The organism is Amycolatopsis sp. CFH S0740, from assembly GCF_004522315.1.
Classification (GTDB): domain Bacteria; phylum Actinomycetota; class Actinomycetes; order Mycobacteriales; family Pseudonocardiaceae; genus Amycolatopsis; species Amycolatopsis nivea.
This window is the reverse complement of record NZ_SDLS01000001.1, coordinates 15,657-37,990: the sequence shown is the minus strand read 5'-3', so window position 1 is coordinate 37,990 and position 22,334 is coordinate 15,657. Positions and strand designations below refer to the sequence as shown.

The window sequence follows — 22,334 nt, the reverse complement described above, 5'->3', positions numbered from 1 at the left end:
TCCACGACGGAGGGGGCCGGGACCGGTGCCGAGCAAGGATTTCGAACGGATCATCCGCAAGCTGCGCGAGGTCGAACGCGGCAGCGGCCGCGACTACACGTCGTTCAGCGTGCGCGGAAAGCGCTTCGGCTACCACTGGCCGCGCACGGACACGGTCGGGCTCAAGCAGACCATCGCGGAACAGCAGGCGCTCGTCGCCGAACGGCCGGACGTGTTCGAGGAACAGTTCACATCCGGCGGATTCGGCTGGGTGGTGGTGCAGCTGAGCGGCATCGAGGCCGACGAACTGGCCGAACTCGTGTACGAGGCGTGGCGGCTGTCGGCACCCGAGGACCTGGCGGCCGAGGTTCCGCTGCCGCAGCTCTGACTATCCGGCATGCCCGGTAACACGGTGCCGGGGCACGGCGATCTTCTTCGTGTTCAGGCGGAGGGGGTCTGCGGTGTCGCGGCGGTCAGTGCAGGTGCTGGTGGCGTTCGGCGTGCTGGCCGTGGGGGTGTTCCTGGTGTGGCAGCCGCTTTTCGCCGCCGGACCGGGTCGCGAGTGCGTCCCGGGCCAGGACTCGCCCCCTTCGTGCGGCCCGGCCTACGCCGACCCGGCGGAGTGGGGCAAGGTGCTGGTCGGCGGCGCGGTGCTGGCGCTGCTGTACCTGCGCTATCTGGCCGACCGCAAACAGGTTCTCTGACCTCGCGTCCACATCGGACAGTCCACACAGGACAGTGCGCGGGTCTTGACGTGCGTGAGGGGAACCCTGAAGGAATCTGATTCCCTGAGGGTTCCCCTCACGAACTTCTGCGCAAGTGAGCGCCAGGACTCACCAGGGGTTGTTGTCCTGCTCGTCCGGGTCGATGCCGCCCGGACGACGGCCCGGCGGCGGCGCAGCGGGCCCGCCCGGTGCGGGCGGCGACGCGGGCGGACGGGCCGCACCGCCTGCCGGGGGCGGCGAAGCGGGCGGCTCCGGCTGCTCGTCCGGGGCGTCGGCCTGGTCGGCCGGGTCCGGGTCGGGGTCCGGGAAGCGGTTGCGGAGCGAATCGAGCATGACGGCGCGCGTGTCCGGGTCCTCGTCGCCGAGGCTGCGGCCCATGACCTCGGCCACCCGGTCGGTGATGCCCGACTGCGCCTTGCGCATCGTCTCGAGCACCATCCTGGAGAGCTCCTCCGGCGGGATGGTGCGCGTGCGGGAACTGAACACCAGGTCCGACACGACCCCGTCGGCCCCGACGGTGACCTTGACGGTCCCGTCCGGGCTCGTCGCGGTCAGCCGCAGCTGCTCGGTTTCCTGCTGGGCCGCCGCGTAGCGCTCCGCCTTGCGGGCGAACCCGGCCGCCCATTCGTCCATTCGCCGGATTGCGTCGTCGGGGTCCCTGATCAGGTCGCCCAGCCCACCCGCGCTGGTCATGCTTTTCGTTCTCCTCGAATCCCGTCACCCGCGCCGCTGCGGGCGGGTCTAGTCCTCGCCGCGACGGGCGGGGCCGTCCGTTGACGGTACCCGCCCGCCGCCGCGCCGCGAGAGCGCCACCGCCTTGTTACGTCTCGTCCGGCGCGACGTCGACCCGTTCCTTCGGCTGCAACGGTTCCGCGCTCTCGTACCGCGCCTCCGCGGGCATGGCGTCCCGGGTGAACGGCACGTTCTGCCCGGTGGGTGCCTGCACTCCGCCGACCCGGAAGCGCTCCTTGAGCTCCCCGCTGTCGGTCTTGCTGAGCATCCCCTCGGTCGCCACCTTCTTGAAGGGCTTCGACTGGCCTTCGTCGCCCTCCTGGTAGGACTTCGCGGCCGTCCGCACGTTGTCCGCGGTCGCCTGGACGCCCTCGATCGCCCCGCTGATCGCTTCCTTCGCCTTCTCCCCGGTCGGGTTGATGATCGGCGGGAGGAACGCGCACAGCAGCCCGTACGCGTCGTCGGACATCGCGTAGTCGGCCGCCTGCGCCGCGGTGTTCAGCCGGTCCACCAGGCCGTCCAGGTGGCTCGCGTGCGCCACGAGGTCGTCGGGTTCTACGCGGAACCCCTGTGCGCCTCCGCTCATCGCCGCCTCACTTCCAGTCCTTGTTCTTCCAGTCGCCGATCACCGGCGGGGCGACGACCTCGTCCGGTGCGAAGAACGACGGGTCGTCCGCCTCGACGAAGCTCGCGACCTTGTGTTCCTTGTCCTCCGGGCCCTTGCCGCCCTTGCCGCCGCCCATGGCTCCCATGCCGGGAGCGCCGGCCGCGCCCTTGCCGCCCGCGGCGCCCGAACCGGAACCGCCGCGCCCGGCGACGCCCTCCTCGGCCGGGCCGGAACCGCCCGCGCCGCTGAACGCGCCTCCGGAGCCCGGGCCGCCCTTGGCGCCGCCGAGTCCGCCCGCGCCGCCGCCGAGCCTGCTGCTGATGCTCTCGCCGTTGACGCCGCCGACCTTGCCGATGCCGCCGAGCTTCTCCCCGCTCGGACCGGTGCCGCCGCCCGGGAACAGCGGTTTGCCGTCCGGGCCGATCTTGCCGGGGTTGAACGGCTTGATCCCGCCGGGGCCCTCGGGGATCGAGGGCTTGAACGGCTGCGGCTTGTACGGGTTCGATTTGTACGGGTCGCCGTCCTTGCCGGTCGGCACGGTCGGAATCGTCGGGATGGGCGGCTGGGTGAAGGTCGGGCCGCCGCCCGGGTTGCCGCCGCCGGGGATCGGCGGGATGTTCGGCGGAGTGAAGTTCGAGCCGCCGGGCCCGCCGCCGCCCGGGATGGGCGGGATGTTCGGCGGAGTGAAGCCCTGCGCCTTCGTGGAACCGGGGTCGCCCGAACCCGGGATCGGCGGGAACGACCCGCCGGGGCCGCCGCCGCCCGGGCTTCCGCCGCCGGGGCCGCCCTCCGGGATCTTCAGCGACGCCGGGTCGAACCTGTGCTCGGGCTGCTGCCCGCCGGGTCCGCCGGTGACGCTGCCCGGGCCGCCGCTTCCGCCGCCGTACGGCTTGCCGTCCGGTCCGATCGGCCGTCCGTCGGGCCCGATCGGCTGCCCGTTCGGGCCCACCGTGGTCCCCGCCGGGCCGATCGGCTTGCCGTCGGGGCCCAGCGGGCGCCCGTCCGGACCGATGAGCTGCCCGTTCGGGCCGACCGTGGTCCCGGGCGGGCCGATCGGGTTGCCGTCGGGGCCGATCGGGCGGCCGTCCGGGCCGACCCGCATCCCGCCCGGAGCGCCCGCGCCGCCGCCGGGCTTCATCGGGGTGCCCTGGATCGTGGGCCGGAACCGCTCCGTCTCGGCGGGCAGCTTCGGCGGCTCGGCGAACCGCGGCGTCGCCACCGCGCCGCCGATGGTCTGGTCGTACCGCGTCATGATCTGCGCGGCCTGCTCGCGGGCGGCCTGCTGGTCGGTGAAGGTCTTCATCGCCGAGGAGTAGGCCAGGACGTACGCGGTCGGGTCCTTGATCGTCATCAGGACCTTGTTCGCGTCCTGCGCCGAGAACTGCACCGGCGGGTTGGCGTTCATCGCCTTCTGCGTCTCGTTGAGCGCCTGCGAGTGCACCTCCTGCTGGCGCCCGGTGAGCGTCGCGCCCTGCGCGGTGGTGCCGAGCCACTTGCCCACGTTCGCGAGGTGCACGCGCGCCGCGTCGCCCGCGTCGCCCTTCCAGTTCGAGGTGCTCGCGTTGATCGCGTCGCCGAGGTTCTTCTGGTGCGTCGCCAGTTCGTTGCCGAGGCTCACCCACGCCTCCGACGACTCGGCCACCGCGGCCGGGTCCGCGTCCGTGGTGATGGCCTGGATCATCTGCTCGTGCGTCGCGTTCTTCCAGTCGGTGCTCGGCGCGGCGCCCGGATCGCGCATCTCGAGGTCTTTGCCGAGATGTTTCTTCGATTCTTCCAGGTTCCGCTGGTACATCGCCTGGATCAGCTGGTCGCGCGCCTTGCCCTGGACGTTCGGCAGCAGCCAGCCGTTGAAAATGGCGTCGATCTTGGTCGTCGCGTCCTCGCGCAGCTGGTCGCCCGAGGCCACGTCGTCCGGGCGGACCGGGCCGATGTAGTACTTCGACGACGGGTCCAGCGTCGGGTTGTAGAGCGCGGTGTTGCCCGGGTCGTAGTCCGTCGAGGACGGATCGGAGACCGACTCGGCGGTCGGTGCTTTCTTGTCGGCCACTGGTCTCCCCTTCAGCCCTGTTCCTCGGCGGTGCGGTGGATGCGCTCGAAGGCCTCCCGCGAGCTGTGCTCCCGCTCCTTGTAGTTCTTCTTCGCGAGCTTGATCGCCTCGACGTAGGTCGGGAACTCCCGGTGCGCCGCCTGCAGCTGGGTGACCAGGCCCTGCTGGTCGCGCGCGGTCTCGGCCATGTGCTTGCTGACGAACATCCCGGCCGGGCTCTTCGACATCGCCGGGACCCCGGCGATCTTCTCGATCAGGTGCACGTGCGCCTCGAGCGCGTCGAGCACGCCCTGGAGCGCGGCGATCATCTTGTCGCCGGTGCTGTCGTCCACCGCGAACGATCCGCGCTCGGCCAGCGTCTTCAGCTGGCGCGCGGGCAGCGAGAAGCCCACCGGGGCCACGGGGGCCGTCCTCGCTTCCATCGCCATCGGTGCCTCGTCGGTCATCGGGACCTCGTTCTCCTCGTGAACTGTCGCCGCTTGCAAGGGGGGAATGATCAGTAAACCTCGGAAACCGCCTGCTGCACGGCGCGCTTGAGCTCGCGGCTCCCGGCGGGCACGTACTCCGCGGTCAGGTCGCCCGCCTCGCTGACGGCCGACTTGATCAGGTAGCGGCCGTCGGCGGTGTCGAGCCACCCGATCGGGGCGCCGCCGCGCCGCTCGCCGTGCCGGCCCCAGCCGCTCACCGCGATGTGCCCGCCGCCGAGCCGCGGCTGCGCCAGCACGCGTTCGAGCACCTCGACCCCGCCGGGGGCGGCGCGGGAGACCCGCGGGTCCGGGCGGCGCGGCTGCACGCGCCCGCTGACCTCGATCATCCCGAACGCGTCGGTCTCTTCCTCGTCCTCGGCCGCCTCGGCCCGCCGGCGCGCGGTCATCGCGGAGACCTCCTGCGAGGCCGCCTGGCGGATCGTGTGCGCGCCGGTGCTCGCCGGGCGCGCCTGGGGCAGCACGCCGGCGACCACCTCGACGAGCTCCTCGTCGTCGAAGAGGGAGAACAGCAGCTCGTCGGTCTTCGGGTCCTGGGTGATCCCGAGCGCCTGCCTGCCGTCGGTGAGCGCGACCACCGCGATGTCCGCGCCGAGCCCGTCGATCCCGCTGACCGCGACCGACACCCGCGGCTTCGCGAGCAGGTCGAAGGCGGTGCGCACGTAGGGGCTCAGCTCGTCTCCGCTGGAGAGCCTGCGCGCCTCGATCGCGTCGTTGACCACCTTCGCGACCTGGACGTACCGGTCCGGTTCCGCGGGCACGGTACCGATCCGCAGCGGGAACTGGCGGATGTTCCCGCCGGTCGCCTCCCCGATCACCAAAGCTTCGACGACGTCGAGAACGAACTCGAACCTGTCCGCCATCCCGAGGGCATCCTTCCCACAGCCGGGTCGGGCACGGCCGCTCCGGCACTCTTGCGAGTGACGCCGAATTGCGTTGCCGTGCCTGGGATTCGCAATGGGGAAAGACTATCAGTCCGGCAGGGGGCGGTGATCACCACGGGGACGGCTGCCCCAATGTACCGAGGGCCGTGTCCGAAGAGACACGACCTGCGGTTTCGCCGCGCGCGCCGCTTGACGCGCGACCCGGAAGCGGCGGAAATTCCTTGATGCGAGAAAGCTGACAAAAGGCCGCCGCGGATCGCGGCGGCCCCTTGCGGTGCCCGGTTTTACCGAGTTGTTCGCCTGTTCTTCGCCCTCGTTTCGCCGGGTCGTCGCTCCACAGTGGACACGGGCTCAGGAGACGCCGCGCGCCCGTTCGATGTCCGGCGAGCGGTACATCCGCTCCGGGATCCGCGCGAGCGTCGATTCGTGCACCTGCGGCCCCAGCCCGTACAGCTTCTGGAAGCTCATGATCAGCGGCCGCCACGCGTCCGGGTCGACGTGGTCGTCCGTGCCCGGCGTCCGGATGTCGTCGTGCACGAACACCCGCTGCACGCGCACTTCCAGCCCGACGATGCCGCCGCGCTGCGCCTCGTCGTCCTCCGCGAACGGGTGCACGGATTCCAGCACCGCTTCCATCGCGACCGGGCACTCGGCGACCCGCGGCGGCGCGACCGTCTCGGACGGCACCGGCGTGAGCCCGGCGCGGCCGAACTTGTCCGCGACGTGGAAGTAGCCGCGCTCTTCCTTGCGCGGCGGCACCGGATCGGACCCGGTGGTCAGCGCCAGCCGGTCCACCGCGGCGGCCATCGCCGAGGACGGCAGGTTCAGCACGCATTCGCGCGTGCGCAGGAGGTTGAGCGTGGTCTTCGAGCGGGCGCCGAGGCCGAGCATCGCGCGCCAGCCGAGCCAGAACGCCGACGACATCGGGGCCAGGTTGGCCGAACCGTCCTCATTGGACGTCGAGAGCAGCACCACCGGGGTGCCGAAGTAGAGGATGCCGGGCTCGATCGCTGTGTGCGCGGGAAAAGTCGTGTTCACAGCGCCCAGTCTGGCCACCGCCGCCGGTGCGTCGCTGGCGGAAATCAGCCGTCGCTTTCCCGGCCCGGAAAGCCGTGAAGGACTCCTTGGGGGAATCAGATTCCCGCAAGGAGTCCTTCACGGACGGTCAGGCGATTCCGGCGGCAGCGAGAGCGCGGCCGGTGAGGACACGCGCGAGGTGCTGGCGGTACTCGGCCGTGGCGTGCGGTTCGTCCGGCGGCGAGGTGTCCTCCGCGGCCAGTTTCGCCGCCTCCGCCGCGGTCGCCCCGGCGGCCAGCGCGCGTTCGGTCGCCGACGCCCGCAGCGGCGTGCCGCCCATGTTGATCAGGCCGACCGAACGCCCGGCGACCGCGACGCCGACGATCGCCCAGTCGATGGCCCGGCGGGTGAACTTCTCGAAGCCCCAGCCGAGTCCGGCCTGGCTCGGCAGCCGGATCTCGGTGAGCAGTTCGTCCGGCTCCAGCGGCGTGGTGAACGGCCCGAGGAAGAACTCCGCGGCCGGGATCCGCCGCTCCCCCCGCGGTCCGCGCGCGACGAGCGTGCCGTCCGCCGCGAGCACCGCCGCGGGAAGGTCGGCCGCCGAGTCGGCGTGCACCAGCGACCCACCGATCGTCCCGCGATGGCGCACCTGCGGGTCGCCGACCGAACCGGACACGTGCGCGATCAGCGGCGCGTGCTCGGCGAGCACCGGGTCGTGCTCGAGATCGTGGTACCGGGACAGCGCCCCGATCACCACCTCGTCGCCGTCGGTCCGGACGAACTTCAGCTCCCGCAGCGGCGCGATGTCCACCACGACCTCCGGCGCGGCGAACCGGAGTTTCATCAGCGGCAGCAGCGAATGCCCGCCCGCGAGCAGTTTCGCGTCCTCGCCGTGCTCGGCGAGCAGTGCGAGCGCCTCGTCCACAGTGGACGCGCGCCGGTAGGCGAACCCGGCCGGGATCACTGCGCCACCTCCTGTCCGGACGCGTCGATCACGGCGCTCACGATGTTGTGGTAGCCGGTGCAGCGGCAAAGGTTGCCCTCCAGCGCCGCGCGGGCCTCGTCGCGCGTCGGCTTCGGGTTTTCCTTCAGCAGCGACACCGTCGCCATCATCATGCCGGGCGTGCAGAACCCGCACTGCAGGCCGTGCTGCTCGCGGAACGCGCGCTGCACCGGGTGCAGCCCCTCGTCCCCGGCGAGACCCTCCACAGTGGTCACTTCGTGCCCGTCCGCCTGCGCGGCCAGCACCGTGCAGGACTTCACCGATTCGCCGTCGAGCAGCACCGTGCACGCCCCGCAGGACGTGGTGTCGCAGCCGATGTTCGTGCCGGTGAGCCCCGCGGTGTCCCGCAGGTAGTGCACGAGCAGGGTGCGGTCCGGCACCTCCTGCTCGACCGTCTTCCCGTTCACCTCGATCGAGACCCGCACGTCAGTTCGCCTTCCTAGCGTCGTTCAGGGCCGTCCACACCCGCAGCGGGGTGGTCGGCATGTCCAGGTGCGCCACGCCGAGGTGGGCGAGCGCGTCCACCACGGCGTTGTGCACCGCGGGCGTCGACCCGATGGTCGCCGCCTCGCCGATCCCCTTGACCCCCAGCAGGTTCCGGGTCGTCGGCGTCTCCATGTCCACCAGTTCGAAATCGGGCAGCTCGGGCGCGGTGACGAACGAGTAGTCGGCCAGCGTCGCCGTCGTCGGGTTGCCGTCCGCGTCGTAGCTCATCACCTCGAGCAGCGCCTGCGCGATGCCCTGGCCGAGCCCGCCGTGCCGCTGGCCGCGGAAGGTCAGCGGGTTCACGATCGGGCCCGCGTCGTCGAGCGCGACCAGCCGGCGGACCTCGACCTTGCCGGTCTCGGTGTCGACCTCGACGACCGCGAGGTGCGCGCCGAACGGGAACGTCGGCGCACCGTCGCCGAACCAGACGTCCGCGGTGAACCCGTCGGCCTCGGCGGCGACGCGGGCCCAGTCGAGCGTGGTGCTGGACGGCGCGCCGCGGACCTGCCAGACGCCGCGTTCGGCGTCCAGCTCCAGGTCGTCCGGCGCGGCTTCGAGGAGTTCGGCCGCGACCTGGCGGGCCTGCGCCACGACCTCCTCGGCCGCCTGCCGGATCGCCGAACCGCCGAGCTGCAGCGACCGCGAACCGAACGTGCCGATCGCGCGCGGGACCTCGTCGGTGTCGCCGTGCCGGACGGTGATCTTGTCCAGCGGCACGCCCAGCTGGTCCGACAGCAGCATCCCCAGCGACGTCCCGAGCCCCTGCCCGTGCGGGGAACTGCCGGTCCACGCGGTGACCGAACCGTCCGGGTGCACGTCGACCCGGCCGCTCTCGCCCGACGCGTCGCCGCCGGTGATCTCCACGTACGCGGCGATGCCGAGCCCCAGCGCCACCGGATCCCCGGCGGCCCGGCGCTTCTGCTGTTCCTCCCGCAGCTGCGCGTATCCCGCCGCGTCGAGCACCTTGTCGAGCGCCGCGGCGTACTCGCCGGTGTCGTAGGAGCCGCCAGTCGGTGTCTGGTAAGGGAATTCCTCGGGACGGATGAAGTTGACCCGCCGCACGTCGGCCGGGTCCATGCCGATTTCCGCGGCGAACAGGTCGATCGCGCGCTCGACCGCCGCCGTCGCTTCCGGACGGCCCGCGCCGCGGTAGGCCGCGATCGGCGTGGTCGTGGTGACCACGCCGCGGCTGCGCGTCTGCACGACCGGGAACCGGTAGACGCCCGGGGCCATCATCTCGGTGAGCGCCGGCAGGAACAGCGCCCGCGGGTACGCACCGGTGTCCTGGAGGACGTCGAGCCGGTACGCCAGCACGGTTCCGTCGCGTTTGCCGCCGATGGTGACGGTGTTGCGCTGCGCGCGGCCGTGCGTCATCGAGGTGAGGTTCTCGCTGCGCGATTCGGCCCACCGCACCGCGCGTCCGGCCTGCTTGGCCGCCCAGGCGAGCAGCACCGCTTCCGGATCCGCGCCGATCTTCGCGCCGAACCCGCCGCCGACGTCCGGCGTGATCACGCGCACCAGGTCCTCGCCGACGCCGAGCCCGCCGGCCACCATGCTCCGGCCGATCTGCGCGTTCTGCGTGGACAGCCACAGCGTGACCCGCCCGTCCTCGCCCCACGCGACCGCCGCCCCGCGCGGCTCGACCGGGGCCGGGGCCACGCGCTGGTTGAGGATTTCCTCGGTGACGACGACTTCGCAGCCCTCGAACGCCGAATCGTCGAACTCCTCCGGGCCGTTCGTGTGGACCACGTTGGTGCCGTGGTCCGGGAACACCAGCGTCTCGTCGGCGAGCGCGGTGTCGAAGTCCGCGACCGCGTCCAGCGGGTCGTAGTCCACATCGACCAGTTCGGCGGCGTCGGCGAGCTGGTACCGCTCCTCGGTGAGCACCAGCGCGACCGCCTCGCCGACGTACCGCACGACGTCCTTCGCCAGGTACGGCTCGGCGACGGGCCCGGCCTTGCCCGGTCCGAGATCGAGATCGGCCGCGGTGTAGACCCCGACCACGCCCGGTGCGGTGCGTGCTTCCTCGACGTCGATGCCGACGATCCGCGCGTGCGCGATCGGGCTGCGCACGAAGACCGCGTGCACGGCGCCGTCCAGCGCTTCTTCCTTGAGGTCGTCGACGTACGTTCCGCCCGCGGTGATCAGCTTCTCGTCTTCGACGCGCACCACCCGGGTGCCGACAATGCTCATCTGTCCTCCTGCTCGGGTACCCCGCCGACTATGCCCGCATGTGCCGCCCCGCGTCAGCCCGAACGGGTCTGCCACGCCGAAACCGCGGTGCGGGAGAGTCTGCGGCGGCGTGGCGGAAGATAGCGCACGGGCCGGACCGGGTCGGCGGCTGAGGCAGTTCGGTGATCACCGGGGCGCGGCAAGCGACTTCCGCGTCACCGCGGGTCCGCCGCTGGGAGTCGCTCCTCGAACCAGGTCCGGAGCGACTTCAGCGTGCCCGCGATGTTCTGACCGGCGAGGTGCTCCAAATAGGCTCTGCGCAGCGGGAGCTGGCCGCGCAGTTCACTGTCCTCAGGAGGCAGGAACTGCTCCCCTGCCCAACGGACCTCTGCGAACGTGGTGAAGATGCCGCTCTTGCCAGGCCGCAACGGGAAGCGCATCGCACCAGCCACCTCCGTGAAATCGACCAGCTGGTGGATCGACCGGTTCACCGCATAGCGGGCCCCGGCCATATGCCCAGCGCTGTAGCCCGGCATGGTGTCGCGCCAATCGGACAGGCCCCGCACCCAAAACGAGCGCCTCCACGGCTCCGCCGTGAAGGAGGAGTCCCGCCTCCTCGCGGGTCAGCCCGTCCTCGAAACGTTTGCCGTCGAACGCAGCGAGATCTTCCCGCCACCGATCGTGTGCGCGCTGGAGCAGCCGGAGTGCTCTGGCGGCGGGGACGTAGTCAAACTCGATTGGCTGAGTCATTTCGGCACCCCTCCGTCTTGTCCCCGCAGTCGCGGCCGGACATCCGCCTGTTGCTCAGCCCGAGTAAGCCTGCCAACCCAGCACCACCGCCAAAGTAAGCCCGCCCAGTCCGATCGCGATGCGCAGCGGCGTCGCGGGCAGGTAGCGCACCAGGATCGAGCCCAGCCACGAGCCCGCGACCGAGCCGAGGCACACCGCGATCGCCGCGGGCCAGAAGACCTTTCCGGTGAAGGCGAACACCAGCGCGGCGATCAGGTTCGCGGTGCCGGTCGCGATGTTCTTCGCCGCGTTCGTGCGGGCCAGCGACTGGCTCCACACCGTCGTCAGCAGCGCGAGCATCAGCACCCCGGCCGCGGCCCCGAAATACCCGCCGTACACCCCGACCAGGAACGCGGCGATCCCGGTGAGCGGGCCGATTCCCCGGTGCTCGCTGTGCTCGGCCATGCGTCGCAGCCGCGGACCGGCCATCAGCATGACCGACGCGCCGCCGATCAGCCACGGCACGACGACGGTGAACGCGTCCGGCGAGCTGACCAGCAGCACCAGCCCGCCGCACGCCCCGCCTGCCGTGGTGATCAGGCACAACGGCAGCAACCGTCGGCCTTGCCCCTTCAGCTCCGGGCGCGCACCGACCGCCGCACCGGCAGTCGTGCCCAGCATCGCGACGGTGTTGGTCATGTTGGCGACGACCGGCGGCAGTCCGGCGGCGAGCAGCGCCGGATACGACACCAGCGACGCCAGGCCCGCGGTCGCGCCGGTCAGCCCGGCCCCGAGCCCGGCCAGCACGAGGAGCAGGAATCCGCCGGGGCCAGTGATCACGTTGTCATCTCAACATGCCGTCCCCAGGCACCCGCCAGCCGGGCCGAAGCGCATCGGCGCAACGTATAGGGCGTTATACGACATTGTCCGAAACCGGACGGGATCGGCCGGGAGGGTTGCCCGGTCGCCCGGCCGCCGCAGAGAATCCGCGCTGACAAGGTTGTCAACGGTTCGGGAGGACGCGGGATGGACGGGTTCACCCGGCGGCAGGCGCTCGGTTTCGCGGGCGCCGGAGCCGTGGTCCTCCTGGCCTCGGGAACAGCGCGAGCGGCGTCCCGGCCCGCTCCGGATCCCGTCGCCGCGACCTACCTGCGGGTCCTGCTCCGGCACACCCGCTGGGCCGAGCAGCAGTTCGACCGCGCCGCCGGGATCTACCCGGCTCGCGACTTCACCTTCGCGGTCGTCCTCGGCAACGCGCTCCTGCTGACCCGCGACGGCTACGACCCGGCCGTCGCCGGAGTCGACCGCGAAACTCTCCGCGCGCACACCCTCGCCACCATCAAGCACTTCGCCGCGTCGAACCGGCTCACCGGCGGCACCGAGTGGGGCCGGAAACTGTTCTTCGACACCACCTTCCAGTCCTACTTCCAGCTCGCCGCGCGTCTCTTGTGGACAGAGCTCGACGCGGCGACGCAACGGAACGTCGAGCGCATCGCCACCGAACAGGCCGCCTACACGGCCGGCCTCGGCACCGGCAACGACCCCGCCTCCGGCGACTGGACGCCCAACGGCCTGCGCGGCGGCTACGTCGGCGACACCAAGCTGGAAGAGATGGGCGTCTACGCGCAGTCGCTCGCCCCCGCGCTCGCCTGGGCGCCGGACGATCCGCGCGCCCCCGAATGGCGCGCGGCTTTCGGTTCTTGGAGCCGCAACGAAGGCGGCCTGCCCGCGGCGGATCTGGCGAACCCCCGGCTCGTCGACGGAAAGCCGGTCAGCGCCAACACCGCGACCAACCTGTACGACACGTTCCTCGTCGAGAACCACGGCTCGTTCGGCCCGCACTACCAGGAAGAACTCTGGCGCACGTCCGGCCGCAACGCGATGCACTTCCTCACTGCCGGAGTCCCGCTGCCCGAGGTGCTCACCGCGCAGCCGAACGGCGAACTGCTGTGGCGCACCATGCTCCTGATGACCAGCGACGCGGGCGAACCGCTGATGCCGATGGTCGCCGACCGCGAACACCTCTACGGCCGGGACGTCATCCCGCTGGCTTTCCGCGCGCAGGTCCTCGGCGACCGGCACGCCGCCTACGCCGAGGCCCAGCTGGCCGCGCGGCTGGAGCCGTACCAGGCGTACCCGCCGGTCGACCGGATCACGAAGTTCTCCGGCGAACCCAAGTACGAACCGGAGGCCCGCGCCGAACTCGCCATCAGCTACCTGCTGCACGAATGGCGCGCCGGGCACGGCGGCCCGGTCAACGCGGTACGCAAGGACGAATTCGACGCCCACGCCGCTCGCGCCGCCGATTTCGGGACCGGGCCGGGTCTCCTGGCGCAGCGCTCCCCCGCCGCATGGGCCGCGACCGTCACCAAACCCGGCTTCGTGAAATTCGCCTGGCAGCCGAACCACGACGACTGGCTGTTCGTTCTCGGCGGCGCCAACCCGATGCTGCTGCCCGCCACGAACATCGCTGTGCGCGAACGCCACGCCACGACATACCGCAAGGTCCGCGACGGATTCGACGGCACTCTCGGCGTGCTGCGGTTCGACACCGGGTACGCCGCACTCGCCACCCTCCCCACCGGCGCCGCGGTCTACGCCAGCACCGGCGTCGTGTCGGACGAAGGCGTGCTCAACGTCTACAACCTAGCCATGCCAGGCGTTCCCGGCCTCGACGGCGACCGCACCTACACCGCCGCCGAGGGCTCGGTGACGCTCCCCGCACAGTCCGGGCCGACCGGCGCGCGCGCCGACGACCTGACCTTCCCGCCAGTGACGGCGCGGCATGTGCGGATGCTCGGCGTGCAGCCGGATCCGCAGTACGGCTATTCGCTTTGGTCATTCGAAGTCCACGACGGCGACGGCCCTGATCTCGCCCTGGCCGGAACCCCGTCCGCGTCGTCGGCCGCGCCCGGCAAGGAGGCCAAGTACGCCACCGACGGCAATTCGGCTACGCGATGGGCAGTGTCTACATCGGACCGTCCACGCGCGGACAGCTGGCTTGCCGTCGATCTCGGTGCGGCACAACGGGTTGACCGGGTCCGGCTGAGCTGGGAGGCCGCAGCCGGGCGGAAGTACCGGATCGAAACATCGCCCGACGGCGTCGCCTGGACGCCTGTCGCGACCTATCCGAAGCCCGCACTGCACAGCACCGGCGGCTGGCTCGACATCGACGGCCGGGCCGGAATCGTCGTCACCAGCCCGAATCCGCTCACTGTCACAAACGACCACGTCACGCTGTCCGCCGGTGCGCCCGCGCCGCTGCTGGCCGAGCTGTACCCCGGCCGCGCGGACCTGCCGAAGCTCGCCCGCCGCGCTCGCGCCACCGCCTCCGGAGTCCACGCGAGCGTCACGGACGATTTCCTGGTGCTGGCCAACCTTTCCGCCCGCGCCGCGACCGGAACCGCTTCCCTGCCCCAGGATCGCACCGCCCTGCTCCTCTACCGCGGCACGCAAAAGGTCACCGCGTCCGGCAGTTCGTTCAGCTACGAACTGGCTCCCGCCGAAGGCCGGATCGAACCGCCCCGATTCACCGTGCGCGGCAGGTCCGGCAGCGCCGTCCCGCCCGGCCTGACCGCGGTAGTGCACGACGCCAGCCGAGTCGACCTGACCGCGCCGCCCGGGCTGCTCCCGGCGGTGATGACCGTGACCCCGACCGGCGGCCGTCCGCGCACCGTCACGCTGCCGCCGCGCCGCACCGTGCCGGTCGTCTTCGCCGAGATCCGGCCGTACCCGCTGAACGACCGCGCGCTCGGGGCCGTGACCTTCCCCGCCGAACCGCTGCCGCCCGGGATGACCAGCCCAGACGCCGCTGTCGACGACAACCCGGCGACAGCCTGGCAACCCGGCTCTGGCGGCCGGATGGTGGTGGACCTAGCCGCACCGCTGCAGATCGCGACCGTCGAACTCGCCTGGACCGCGGGACGGGTGCCTGCCACCGTGGTCGAGACCAGCACCGACGGCCTCGCCTACGCCGAAGCTGCCCGCCCGGACCGAAAACGCACCGCCTCCGTCGCGCTCGCCCAGCCAGTGCGCTACCTGGCCCTCCGCACCCTCGACTGGCGACGCGGCGACGCCGGCCTCACCCGGATCTCCGCCCTCACACCGCCGAACTAGCCGGCCAGTCCTCGAACGGCAACGCGAGCGTGTGCCCGGTCTGCTCGGCTTTCGCGCGCAGGTACCGGACGTTGTTCTCGTTCGCGAAAACCCCGGTGCGGACCCGTTCTCGCACGTCGATGCCGTGGCGCGCCAGCTGAGCCGCCTTGTCCGGGTTGTTCGACAGCAGATCGAGCTGCTGAACGCCGAACAGGCTGAGCATTTGCGCGGCCGCGGTGTAGTCGCGGGCGTCTTCCGGCAGGCCGAGCGCGGAATTCGCCGCGTAGGTGTCCAGTCCCGAATCCTGCAGCGCGTACGCGTCGAGCTTGTTGTACAGCCCGATCCCGCGACCCTCCTGGCGCAAGTAGAGCAGGTACCCGCCCGCCTCGGAAATCCGCGCGACCGACTCCGCCAGCTGCGGGCCGCAATCGCAGCGCGCGGATCCGAAGACGTCGCCGGTGAGGCATTCCGAATGCAGCCGCACCAACGGCACCGGACCGGGTTTCCCCAGCACGAAGGCAAGATGCTCGAGCCCGTCGGACAGCCCGGTGAACGTGACCGCCTCGGACTCGACCGCGGGCCCTTCGCCGAACCGCAACGGGATCCGTACTCGCGTGCGCACCTGCGGGACTGTCGTCATCGGGCAACTCCTCTCCCCTCGGTGACTCCGACCCTACTCAGAACCACCGACAGAAACGCGGTCCCGGACTGCGGCCAAGGTCACGTCGGCTCGCGGGCATGGCCGGACGCCGGGAATTGTTCGCCGCCGATCCCGCACGGCTCGTTCCCCGGATGGCTGGCTTCCGCCCGATGAGGTTTCTCAGCGGCGAGGGCAGCGCCGACGGCCGATGATCCGCATCGCTTCGCAGGCATCGCCCCCGCGAACCTGCCCCGCCCGCACCCCGACCGAGCTGTCCGTGAGGGGAACCCTCACGGAATCTGATTCCGTGAGGGTTCCCCTCACGGACCTCTGCGGCTCCCCCGCCCATCCGGGAGCGACATCGCCTGGTACGGGCGCGGGCGGCGGAAACTCCCGGTGTCCGGCGCCCGATCGCCCATCTGGGCCGCACCGGGATCGCGGCCGCGGCAAGCGTACTCCGCTCCGCCGGGCCGGACGACCGGCTAACTCCCCCACGTGGACGGCATCCACCCTTCCTCCCCCACCGGCGGCAGCTCGGGCGACAGCAACGCCAGGTCCGGCGGCACCAGCACCGCGGCCGAAACGAGCGCCGCCACCAGATCCTCGTCCGGCGAGCCCGGCCGGAACCGGAACCGCACCGAATCCAGCACCCCCGCCACTGTTTCCGAGGTCCATCCGCCGTCCGGATCCAGCGCGGACAACCGGCTCGCGGCCAGCGGGACCGGCACCGGGCGCGGCCGTTCCTCCCGCCGCAGGAACCCGCGCGCCACCATCGCGAGCACGAGCCGTTCGTCCGGCCGCAGCCGCCCGGCCGGGACCGGCGACGGCGTCCCGTCGGCGATCCGGATCTCCAGCACGTGCTCGCGGTCCCCCGAACCGCGCGCGTACACCGGGAGATAGCCGGGCGGCAGCGGAACCGGCGCGGCCCCGGCGAACACCAGCCGCGACCGCGGCAGCCGCAGCGGCACCTTGCCGGTCGCCCGCACCCACCACCGGCCCGCGTGCCGCTCCAGCACGCCGTGGCGGCGGCTGACCCGGCGGTCGTCCTCGCCGAGCGGCACCGTCACCTCGGCGGTGTTCCGCCCGAACGTGACCGGCCCCCGCGCCGCCGGCGGCACCAGGACTCCCCCCGCGCGTCCCAGCACCACCAGCGTGCCCGGCGGCGACGCGAACCCGAGCGCGAGGCTCGGGTGTCCCGCGGGCAGCGTCCGCATCGCCTCCCCTGCCACGGACACCCCCTGCGGAGCCGCTGCCGGACCCCGGTCGGCCGCGACGGCCCGCCGGGGGCGCGGGGCCGGATCCGCCGCGCACCGCGAGTCAAGCAGGCGGGGCCGGGACCCCTCCCGGATCATCGCCGGGTTCGAGCAAAGCCAGGTCCGGCGGGACCAGCGAGGTCGACAGCAGGAGTTCCTTGATGAGGTTGTCGTTGAGCGCGTTCCCGACCGGTTCGCCGACCTCTTCCCTGGTCAGCCCGGCCACCCCGGCGCGGGCCAGCCGGGCGCGCACGGCGCCGACGAGATGCTCGACGCGCTTGCCGCTCCAGCGCCCCTCCGGTTTCAGCTCGGACAGCTGCGCCGCGACCTGCCGCCACGCGAGCGGCTGCGGGTACTGGTCCTGCAGCAGATACCGCTGCGCGAGCGAGACGAGAACGAGCCGTTCGTCCGGCGTCAGCCGCCACATCCGCGGCGGTTCGGTGACGTCCTGCGGCCGCGAATCCGGACGGCGGCCGTCCGCGCCCGCGACGTACACCTCCAGCAGGTGCTCGCGCCCGGCCGAACCGCGCACGAACGCCGCGGTGTAGCCCTCGGCCAGCGGCACCGGTTCCTCCTCGGGGAACAGCAGCCGCGAACCGGGCAGCCGGATCGGCAGCTTCCCGGTGTTGTGGATCCACCAGGAATCCCGGCGGCGCACCAGGAAGCCCTGCTGCCGGCTGACCTTCCGGTCGTCCTCGCCGACGCACACGTGCACGTCGTCGCGGTTGCGCCCGAACAGGACCTGCCTGCCGTCGCGCGGCGGCATCCGCACGCCGCCGGTCACCGCGAGCGCGAAGATCGTGCCCGGCGGCGAGGGCGGGACGCCGTGCGCGAGGCTGCCGTGGTCCGGGCCCAGCTCTTCCGGCGGGCCGCCGGGAAACGCGGTCATGTCTTCGGCAGCTTTCCGGCCAGCGAACCGGCCAATGTGGACACTGGCGCGCACAGCCGCTCCGAGGGCGGTTTTCCGTGCACCACGACCCGAAGGCGTTCCACCCTCTGGTCCCCGTGCGCGTCGGTGTAGGAACGGTAGACGAGGACCGCCTGGCAGGTGTTCTCGGCGAACTCGTCGGTCTTGAGATACGCGTCGTGCCCGCCGACCTGCACGAGCTGGCCGGTCGTGCTGTCCGGCGGCTGGTCCCGGTCGAACATGACGGTGACCGAACGGTCGCTCGCCGGGCTCTTCCAGTCGCACCACCAGCCGCCGAAGCCGCGCTCGATCCGGACCGGGGCGGCGACCCCGGCCGTGGCGGAGATCCCGATCGAGTCCAGCAGCGAGCACGCGTCCACGTACGCCAGCGAACCCGCCGGGAACGCCGTCGCGCGCGCCGGAACCCCAGCCGCGGCCATGGCTTTCGTCGCCGAAGCGACCGCGGTGTCGGCGGCCCGGCAGAGGTCGAGGTTGTACCCGTCGTTCTGCTTGGCTGTCACCTTCACCGCGAACCGGTCCTGCAGCTGGATCGTCCGCTCGCATTGGTCCGGCGACGACGCGGCGAAAACCGCGAACGGACCGGACTTCGACTGCGCGCCCTCGATCGCGGAACCGGGCGGGTCCTCCAGCTCCACCAGGACGTCCGCTTCGCGGTCGCCGTGATGCAGGAGCACGTCGCAGCGGTTGAAGTTCCCGTAGTCGGGAACCACTTCCGGATCGCCGAACGGCTTGAGCGGGGCGGGATCGACCAGCCGGCACGGGTCGGCGGCCCGCGGGTCGGGACCGATTCCGAGCTTCGGCTGCGCCGCCGGCGGAGTCGCCTCGGTCTTGGCCGGGCGCGTCACGAAATACGTGGCGACCACGACCGCGACCGCCGCGGCCGCCACTCCGGCGAGCAGCAGCCCGCGCCGGGTGCGCCGCCGTTTCGGCACGTCGACCGGCAGCGCGTCGATTCCTTCCGCGAGCAGTTCCCCCGCCGACACCGCGGTCGGGCGTTCGGCAGGGTCGCGTCGCATCAGCAGTTCCAGCGCCGGCGCTAGACCGTCCGCGTGCCGCGCCCGCGGGACCGCGCCCTCGGCGACCCGGCGGATGGTGGCGTACTCGTTGCCGCCGGAGAACGGCGGCGCGCCCTCGACGGCGGCGAAAAGCGTTGCCCCCAAGGAAAAAATGTCCGAGGCCGCGGTGGGCGGATGCCCTTGCGCAACCTCCGGGGCGAGGTAGTCCGGCGTGCCGCCGATGAGCGGCGAATCGGTGACCGTCTCGTCCGTGCGGACCGAACGGGAGATGCCGAAATCGGTGAGCTTCGCGCGGCCGTCGGCGGCGATCAGGACGTTGCCCGGCTTGACGTCGCGGTGCACGATGCCGTGCGCGTGCACCGCGCCGAGCGCCGCCGCGATCTGCACGCCGATCTCGGCGACCGTGCGCGCGGGCAGTCTTCCTTCCGCGGCGAGGATTTCCGCGAGGCTGCGCGCCGGGACGTACTCCATCACCAGCCACAGCTCGTCCCCGTCGGCGGCGACGTCGAAGAAGGTGACCACGTTCGGGTGCAGCACCCCGGCCGCCAGCCGGGCCTCGCGGCGCAGCGTCCGCCCGCTCACCACGTCGGACAGCCGCGCCTGCTTGAGCGCCACCTCCCGGCCGAGCCGGTCGTCGCGCGCCCGCCAGACGACGCCCATGCCGCCGCTGCCGACGCGCTCCAGCAGCCGGTACCGGTCCGCGATGAGCTGGTCCCCGTGCACCGACGCTCCCCTCGGCGTGGTCCGACCCCTGTGAGGTAACTCGCAGTAACGATACTGCATCACGCGCGTTCGCCGGAAGCGGCCCGGGGACCCCTCCCGCCGCCCGGCCCTATCTTCGCCGCGTCCCCCGTCCGAGCGAAGAAGAGGAGACCCATGCGCACCCTCGTCCTGGCCGTCACCGCGGTGCTGGCCGCGGCTTTCGCCCCGTCCGCGCACGCCGGTTCCCGGCTGCACATCACCGCGGGCGGCACACCGGACCACCCGCGCGTCTATTCCGGCGGCGGAAGGTCCGTCCCCGGCATCGACGTCGACGCCGACTGGGTCGTCGTCGACGGATTCACCCTCGAAAGACCGTCCGCGCCCGGCGTCGAAATCCGCGGCAATCACGTGACGCTGAAGAACACCAGAATCACCGCCCCGCAAGGCGGAGACGGCGACGGCATCCGGTTCTTCGGCGACTACATCGCCATCGAGCACAACACGATCAGCCAGACCTCGAACCGCGACGGCGCGCACGCCGACTGCATGCAGACCTTCTCCAGCGACAGCCCGCCGAGCAATCACGTCCAGATCGAAGGAAACCGCTGCGAGAAAATCGACAACATGTGCCTGATGGCGGAAGGCCCGAACGACGGCGAAGGCGACGGAAAAGGCCACACCACGGATTTCCTGATCAAGGACAATTTCTGCGAAACGCTCGTGGCGTCGCAGACGCTGATGTTCGAGGACGTCCAGCAGGCCACCATCACCGGCAACACCTTCGCGGCGGGCCCGGACCACGCGATCGGCTTGGCCATCCACTCCACCGGAGCCCACGTCGAAGGCAACCGCGTGGACCCGTCGATCCCGTGCGAGGTCGGCATCGACGATTCGTCACGGGAGGGCTACACCGGACCGGAGCCCGCTTGCGCTCCGTGACCTTTGTGGACGGTCCGGCCGACCGCGCACCGTGACCGGAACCGCCGGATTCCGCGCGGAGTTCGGGCAGTCGGGTGAATCGAGGGTGACGCGGTTCACCAGGGCACGGGGCGGGTACTTCCTCCGGGACGGCACGCGGGCCGCCGAAGGAGACTCCATGCTCAGTCACCACGAACGCGTCGAGCTGGACAAGATCGAGCGCTGGTTCGAAACCAGCGACCCGGAGCTGGCCGCCGCCCTGCGCCGCGGCAAACCGGCCCGCTCAGCCGCGCTGCTGACCGCGTTCGCGATCCTGCTGGACGTCGCCGCGTGCGGTCTCCTGGTCGCCGGGATCGCCGCGTCGAGCCCGGCGCTGACCGTCTGTGCCCTCTTCGCCGCGGCGGGCGGGGTCGCGGCGCACGTCGCGCGCTGCCGCGGGTAAGCGCGCAACCCTGCCCCATCGCCCTGGTGCGCGACGCCAGAAGTCCGTGAGGGGAACCCTCAGGAAATCTGATTCCCCATGCCAGGAGCTTAAGGCGGCGCTGTAGGTGCGTTCGAGCCGTGTCCGCCCAGGTCGAAGGTCTCGCCTGGCCTGAGACGCGGGACGTGCGGGCCGTCGTGAGGGCCACCCTGAGGGAATCAGATTCCCTCAGGGTGGCCCTCACGGCCCGCAAGACACGGGCAGATGAGGGTAAATCGGACATTTCGGCGGCGGTGGCGTCTCTTGTGGACGGCGAGCGGGACTGAGGCCACGCCGCTTACTGTAAGTTCCTGGCATGGGCAATCAGAGTCAATGAGGGTGGCGCTCACGCACTTTTCCGGATGCGCCGCCGGGCCCGCGCACCGCACACTGGTCCAGTGTCCGATTGGGTGCTGCACGTCGACCTCGACCAGTTCATCGCCGCCGTCGAGGTCGCGCGGCGGCCGGAGCTGCGCGGGCGGCCGGTGATCGTCGGCGGGAACGGCGATCCGGCCGAGCGCGCCGTCGTGGCGACCGCGTCGTACGAGGCGCGCGAGTTCGGCGTCGATTCCGGCATGCCGCTGCGGCTGGCCGTCAAACGCTGCCCGGACGCCGTCCTGCTCCCCGTCGACGCCCCGGCGTACCAGGAGGTCTCCGACCGCGTCATGGCCCGGCTGCGGGAGTTCCCGGTGGTCGTCGAGGTGCTCGGCTGGGACGAGGCCTTCCTCGGCGCGACCGCCGACGATCCCGAAGCGCTCGCCGCCGAAATCCGGCGCGGCATAGAGGAGGAAACCGGGCTTTCGTCGTCGGTCGGAATCGGCGACAACAAACTCCGCGCCAAACTCGCAACCGGGTTCGCGAAACCGGCCGGAATTTACCGGCTCACCCAGGAAAACTGGTGGGACGTCATGGCGGAACGGCCCACCGACGCGTTATGGGGAATCGGCCGGAAAACCGCGAAGAAACTCGCCGAAGCCGGGTATTCCACCGTGCTCGCCCTCGCCGCCGCCGACCCGGACGCGCTCGCCGCGCGGTTCGGTCCGAAGCTGGGTCCGTGGTACCGGCTGCTGGCCGGCGGCATCGGCGACGCCGAGGTGAGCGCGACCCCGTACGTCGCGCGTTCCCGAAGCAGGGAAACGACATTCCAGCAAGACCTCACCGACCCGGACGCCATCGCCAGGGAGACCGCGACCCTGGCCGGACGCGTCGCACAGGACGTCGCCAACGAGGGACGTCCGGCGGCGCGCGTCGCGGTCAAGGTGCGGTTCGCGCCGTTCCTCACCCACACCCACAGCGTGACGCTGCCCGCACCGTCGTCGGATCCGGCGGTGCTCGCCGCGGCGGCGCAAGACCTGTTGGGCCGCTTCGCTTTCGGCAAACCGGTGCGGCTGCTCGGCGTCCGCGCCGAATTCCCGCGCGCTTGACAGGTCCCGACCGGGCTTGCCAAGGTGGAACC

20 protein-coding genes and 1 pseudogene are annotated in these 22,334 nt (G+C 71.7%); 6 read left to right on the top strand and 15 right to left on the bottom strand.

Annotated elements, in window-relative coordinates; genetic code table 11:
• Window positions 1–25: 25 nt before the first annotated feature.
• Both EIZ45_RS00180 and EIZ45_RS00175 read left to right on the top strand, forming a co-directional pair.
• Window positions 26–367 carry an MmcQ/YjbR family DNA-binding protein gene (locus EIZ45_RS00180; RefSeq protein WP_037811366.1) on the top strand — a complete coding sequence of 114 codons (342 nt, stop codon included), beginning with the start codon at window positions 26–28 and terminating at the stop codon, window positions 365–367.
• A gap of 73 nt (window positions 368–440) precedes the next feature.
• A complete protein-coding gene (locus EIZ45_RS00175) occupies window positions 441–683 on the top strand; it encodes a hypothetical protein (protein ID WP_134661777.1) in 243 nt (80 codons plus the stop codon).
• A 129-nt stretch (window positions 684–812) separates the two neighbouring features.
• Here the strand turns inward: EIZ45_RS00175 and EIZ45_RS00170 are convergent, their stop codons facing one another.
• The 11 genes and pseudogenes from EIZ45_RS00170 to EIZ45_RS00120 form a co-directional block, all read right to left on the bottom strand.
• A complete protein-coding gene (locus EIZ45_RS00170) occupies window positions 813–1,397 on the bottom strand; it encodes a YbaB/EbfC family nucleoid-associated protein (RefSeq protein ID WP_134661778.1) in 585 nt (194 codons plus the stop codon).
• A 325-nt stretch (window positions 1,398–1,722) separates the two neighbouring features.
• Window positions 1,723–2,022, bottom strand: a pseudogene (locus tag EIZ45_RS47495) (type VII secretion target); the annotation flags it as partial.
• A 7-nt stretch (window positions 2,023–2,029) separates the two neighbouring features.
• A complete protein-coding gene (locus EIZ45_RS00160) occupies window positions 2,030–4,090 on the bottom strand; it encodes a PPE domain-containing protein (RefSeq protein WP_134661779.1) in 2,061 nt (686 codons plus the stop codon).
• Window positions 4,091–4,101: 11 nt separating this feature from the next.
• The gene (locus EIZ45_RS00155) at window positions 4,102–4,536 is read right to left on the bottom strand and encodes a hypothetical protein (protein WP_134661780.1); all 435 of its coding nucleotides are present in this window, start codon (window positions 4,534–4,536) and stop codon (window positions 4,102–4,104) included.
• Between the two features lie 50 nt (window positions 4,537–4,586).
• Window positions 4,587–5,438: an ESX secretion-associated protein EspG gene (locus tag EIZ45_RS00150; protein WP_037811357.1), complete on the bottom strand. Its 852-nt coding sequence runs from the start codon at window positions 5,436–5,438 to the stop codon at window positions 4,587–4,589.
• A gap of 372 nt (window positions 5,439–5,810) precedes the next feature.
• Window positions 5,811–6,497: a flavin reductase family protein gene (locus tag EIZ45_RS00145; protein ID WP_037811602.1), complete on the bottom strand. Its 687-nt coding sequence runs from the start codon at window positions 6,495–6,497 to the stop codon at window positions 5,811–5,813.
• A gap of 127 nt (window positions 6,498–6,624) precedes the next feature.
• Window positions 6,625–7,440 (bottom strand): xanthine dehydrogenase family protein subunit M, encoded by an 816-nt coding sequence (locus EIZ45_RS00140; protein WP_134661781.1) that lies wholly within the window; start codon window positions 7,438–7,440, stop codon window positions 6,625–6,627.
• On the bottom strand, window positions 7,437–7,904 hold the full coding sequence (locus EIZ45_RS00135; protein WP_037811353.1) for a (2Fe-2S)-binding protein: 468 nt from the start codon (window positions 7,902–7,904) through the stop codon (window positions 7,437–7,439). The genes EIZ45_RS00140 and EIZ45_RS00135 overlap by 4 nt, the downstream gene beginning before the upstream one ends.
• Window position 7,905: 1 nt before the next feature.
• On the bottom strand, window positions 7,906–10,158 hold the full coding sequence (locus tag EIZ45_RS00130) for a xanthine dehydrogenase family protein molybdopterin-binding subunit (RefSeq protein WP_134661782.1): 2,253 nt from the start codon (window positions 10,156–10,158) through the stop codon (window positions 7,906–7,908).
• 194 nt (window positions 10,159–10,352) lie between these two features.
• Entirely contained in the window at window positions 10,353–10,703 is a 351-nt protein-coding gene (locus tag EIZ45_RS00125) for a hypothetical protein (RefSeq protein ID WP_134661783.1), read from the bottom strand.
• A 238-nt stretch (window positions 10,704–10,941) separates the two neighbouring features.
• Window positions 10,942–11,706, bottom strand: a complete 765-nt coding sequence (locus tag EIZ45_RS00120; protein WP_134661784.1) for a sulfite exporter TauE/SafE family protein — start codon at window positions 11,704–11,706, stop codon at window positions 10,942–10,944.
• A gap of 186 nt (window positions 11,707–11,892) precedes the next feature.
• Between EIZ45_RS00120 and EIZ45_RS00115 the strand changes: the two genes are divergently transcribed.
• Window positions 11,893–14,982 carry a discoidin domain-containing protein gene (locus tag EIZ45_RS00115; protein ID WP_134661785.1) on the top strand — a complete coding sequence of 1,030 codons (3,090 nt, stop codon included), beginning with the start codon at window positions 11,893–11,895 and terminating at the stop codon, window positions 14,980–14,982.
• Here EIZ45_RS00115 and ribA read toward each other — a convergent pair.
• From ribA to EIZ45_RS00095, 4 genes are all read right to left on the bottom strand, one after another.
• Window positions 14,966–15,601: a GTP cyclohydrolase II gene (ribA, locus tag EIZ45_RS00110; protein ID WP_134661786.1), complete on the bottom strand. Its 636-nt coding sequence runs from the start codon at window positions 15,599–15,601 to the stop codon at window positions 14,966–14,968. The two genes, EIZ45_RS00115 and ribA, sit on opposite strands and share 17 nt — an antisense overlap.
• A 482-nt stretch (window positions 15,602–16,083) precedes the next feature.
• On the bottom strand, window positions 16,084–16,830 hold the full coding sequence (locus EIZ45_RS00105; protein ID WP_134661787.1) for an FHA domain-containing protein: 747 nt from the start codon (window positions 16,828–16,830) through the stop codon (window positions 16,084–16,086).
• A gap of 88 nt (window positions 16,831–16,918) precedes the next feature.
• Window positions 16,919–17,743, bottom strand: a complete 825-nt coding sequence (locus EIZ45_RS00100) for an FHA domain-containing protein (protein ID WP_134661788.1) — start codon at window positions 17,741–17,743, stop codon at window positions 16,919–16,921.
• The gene (locus tag EIZ45_RS00095; protein ID WP_167756298.1) at window positions 17,740–19,521 is read right to left on the bottom strand and encodes a serine/threonine-protein kinase; all 1,782 of its coding nucleotides are present in this window, start codon (window positions 19,519–19,521) and stop codon (window positions 17,740–17,742) included. The genes EIZ45_RS00100 and EIZ45_RS00095 overlap by 4 nt, the downstream gene beginning before the upstream one ends.
• A gap of 153 nt (window positions 19,522–19,674) precedes the next feature.
• Between EIZ45_RS00095 and EIZ45_RS00090 the strand changes: the two genes are divergently transcribed.
• The 3 genes from EIZ45_RS00090 (at window position 19,675) to EIZ45_RS00080 (ending at window position 22,302) form a co-directional block, all read left to right on the top strand.
• Window positions 19,675–20,439, top strand: coding sequence for a right-handed parallel beta-helix repeat-containing protein (locus EIZ45_RS00090; RefSeq protein ID WP_134661790.1), 765 nt, complete (start codon window positions 19,675–19,677; stop codon window positions 20,437–20,439).
• 157 nt (window positions 20,440–20,596) lie between these two features.
• Complete coding sequence (locus tag EIZ45_RS00085) at window positions 20,597–20,860, top strand: DUF3040 domain-containing protein (protein ID WP_037811598.1); 264 nt, start codon at window positions 20,597–20,599, stop codon at window positions 20,858–20,860.
• 380 nt (window positions 20,861–21,240) lie between these two features.
• Entirely contained in the window at window positions 21,241–22,302 is a 1,062-nt protein-coding gene (locus EIZ45_RS00080; protein ID WP_134661791.1) for a DNA polymerase IV, read from the top strand.
• The last annotated feature ends 32 nt before the right edge of the window (window positions 22,303–22,334 follow it).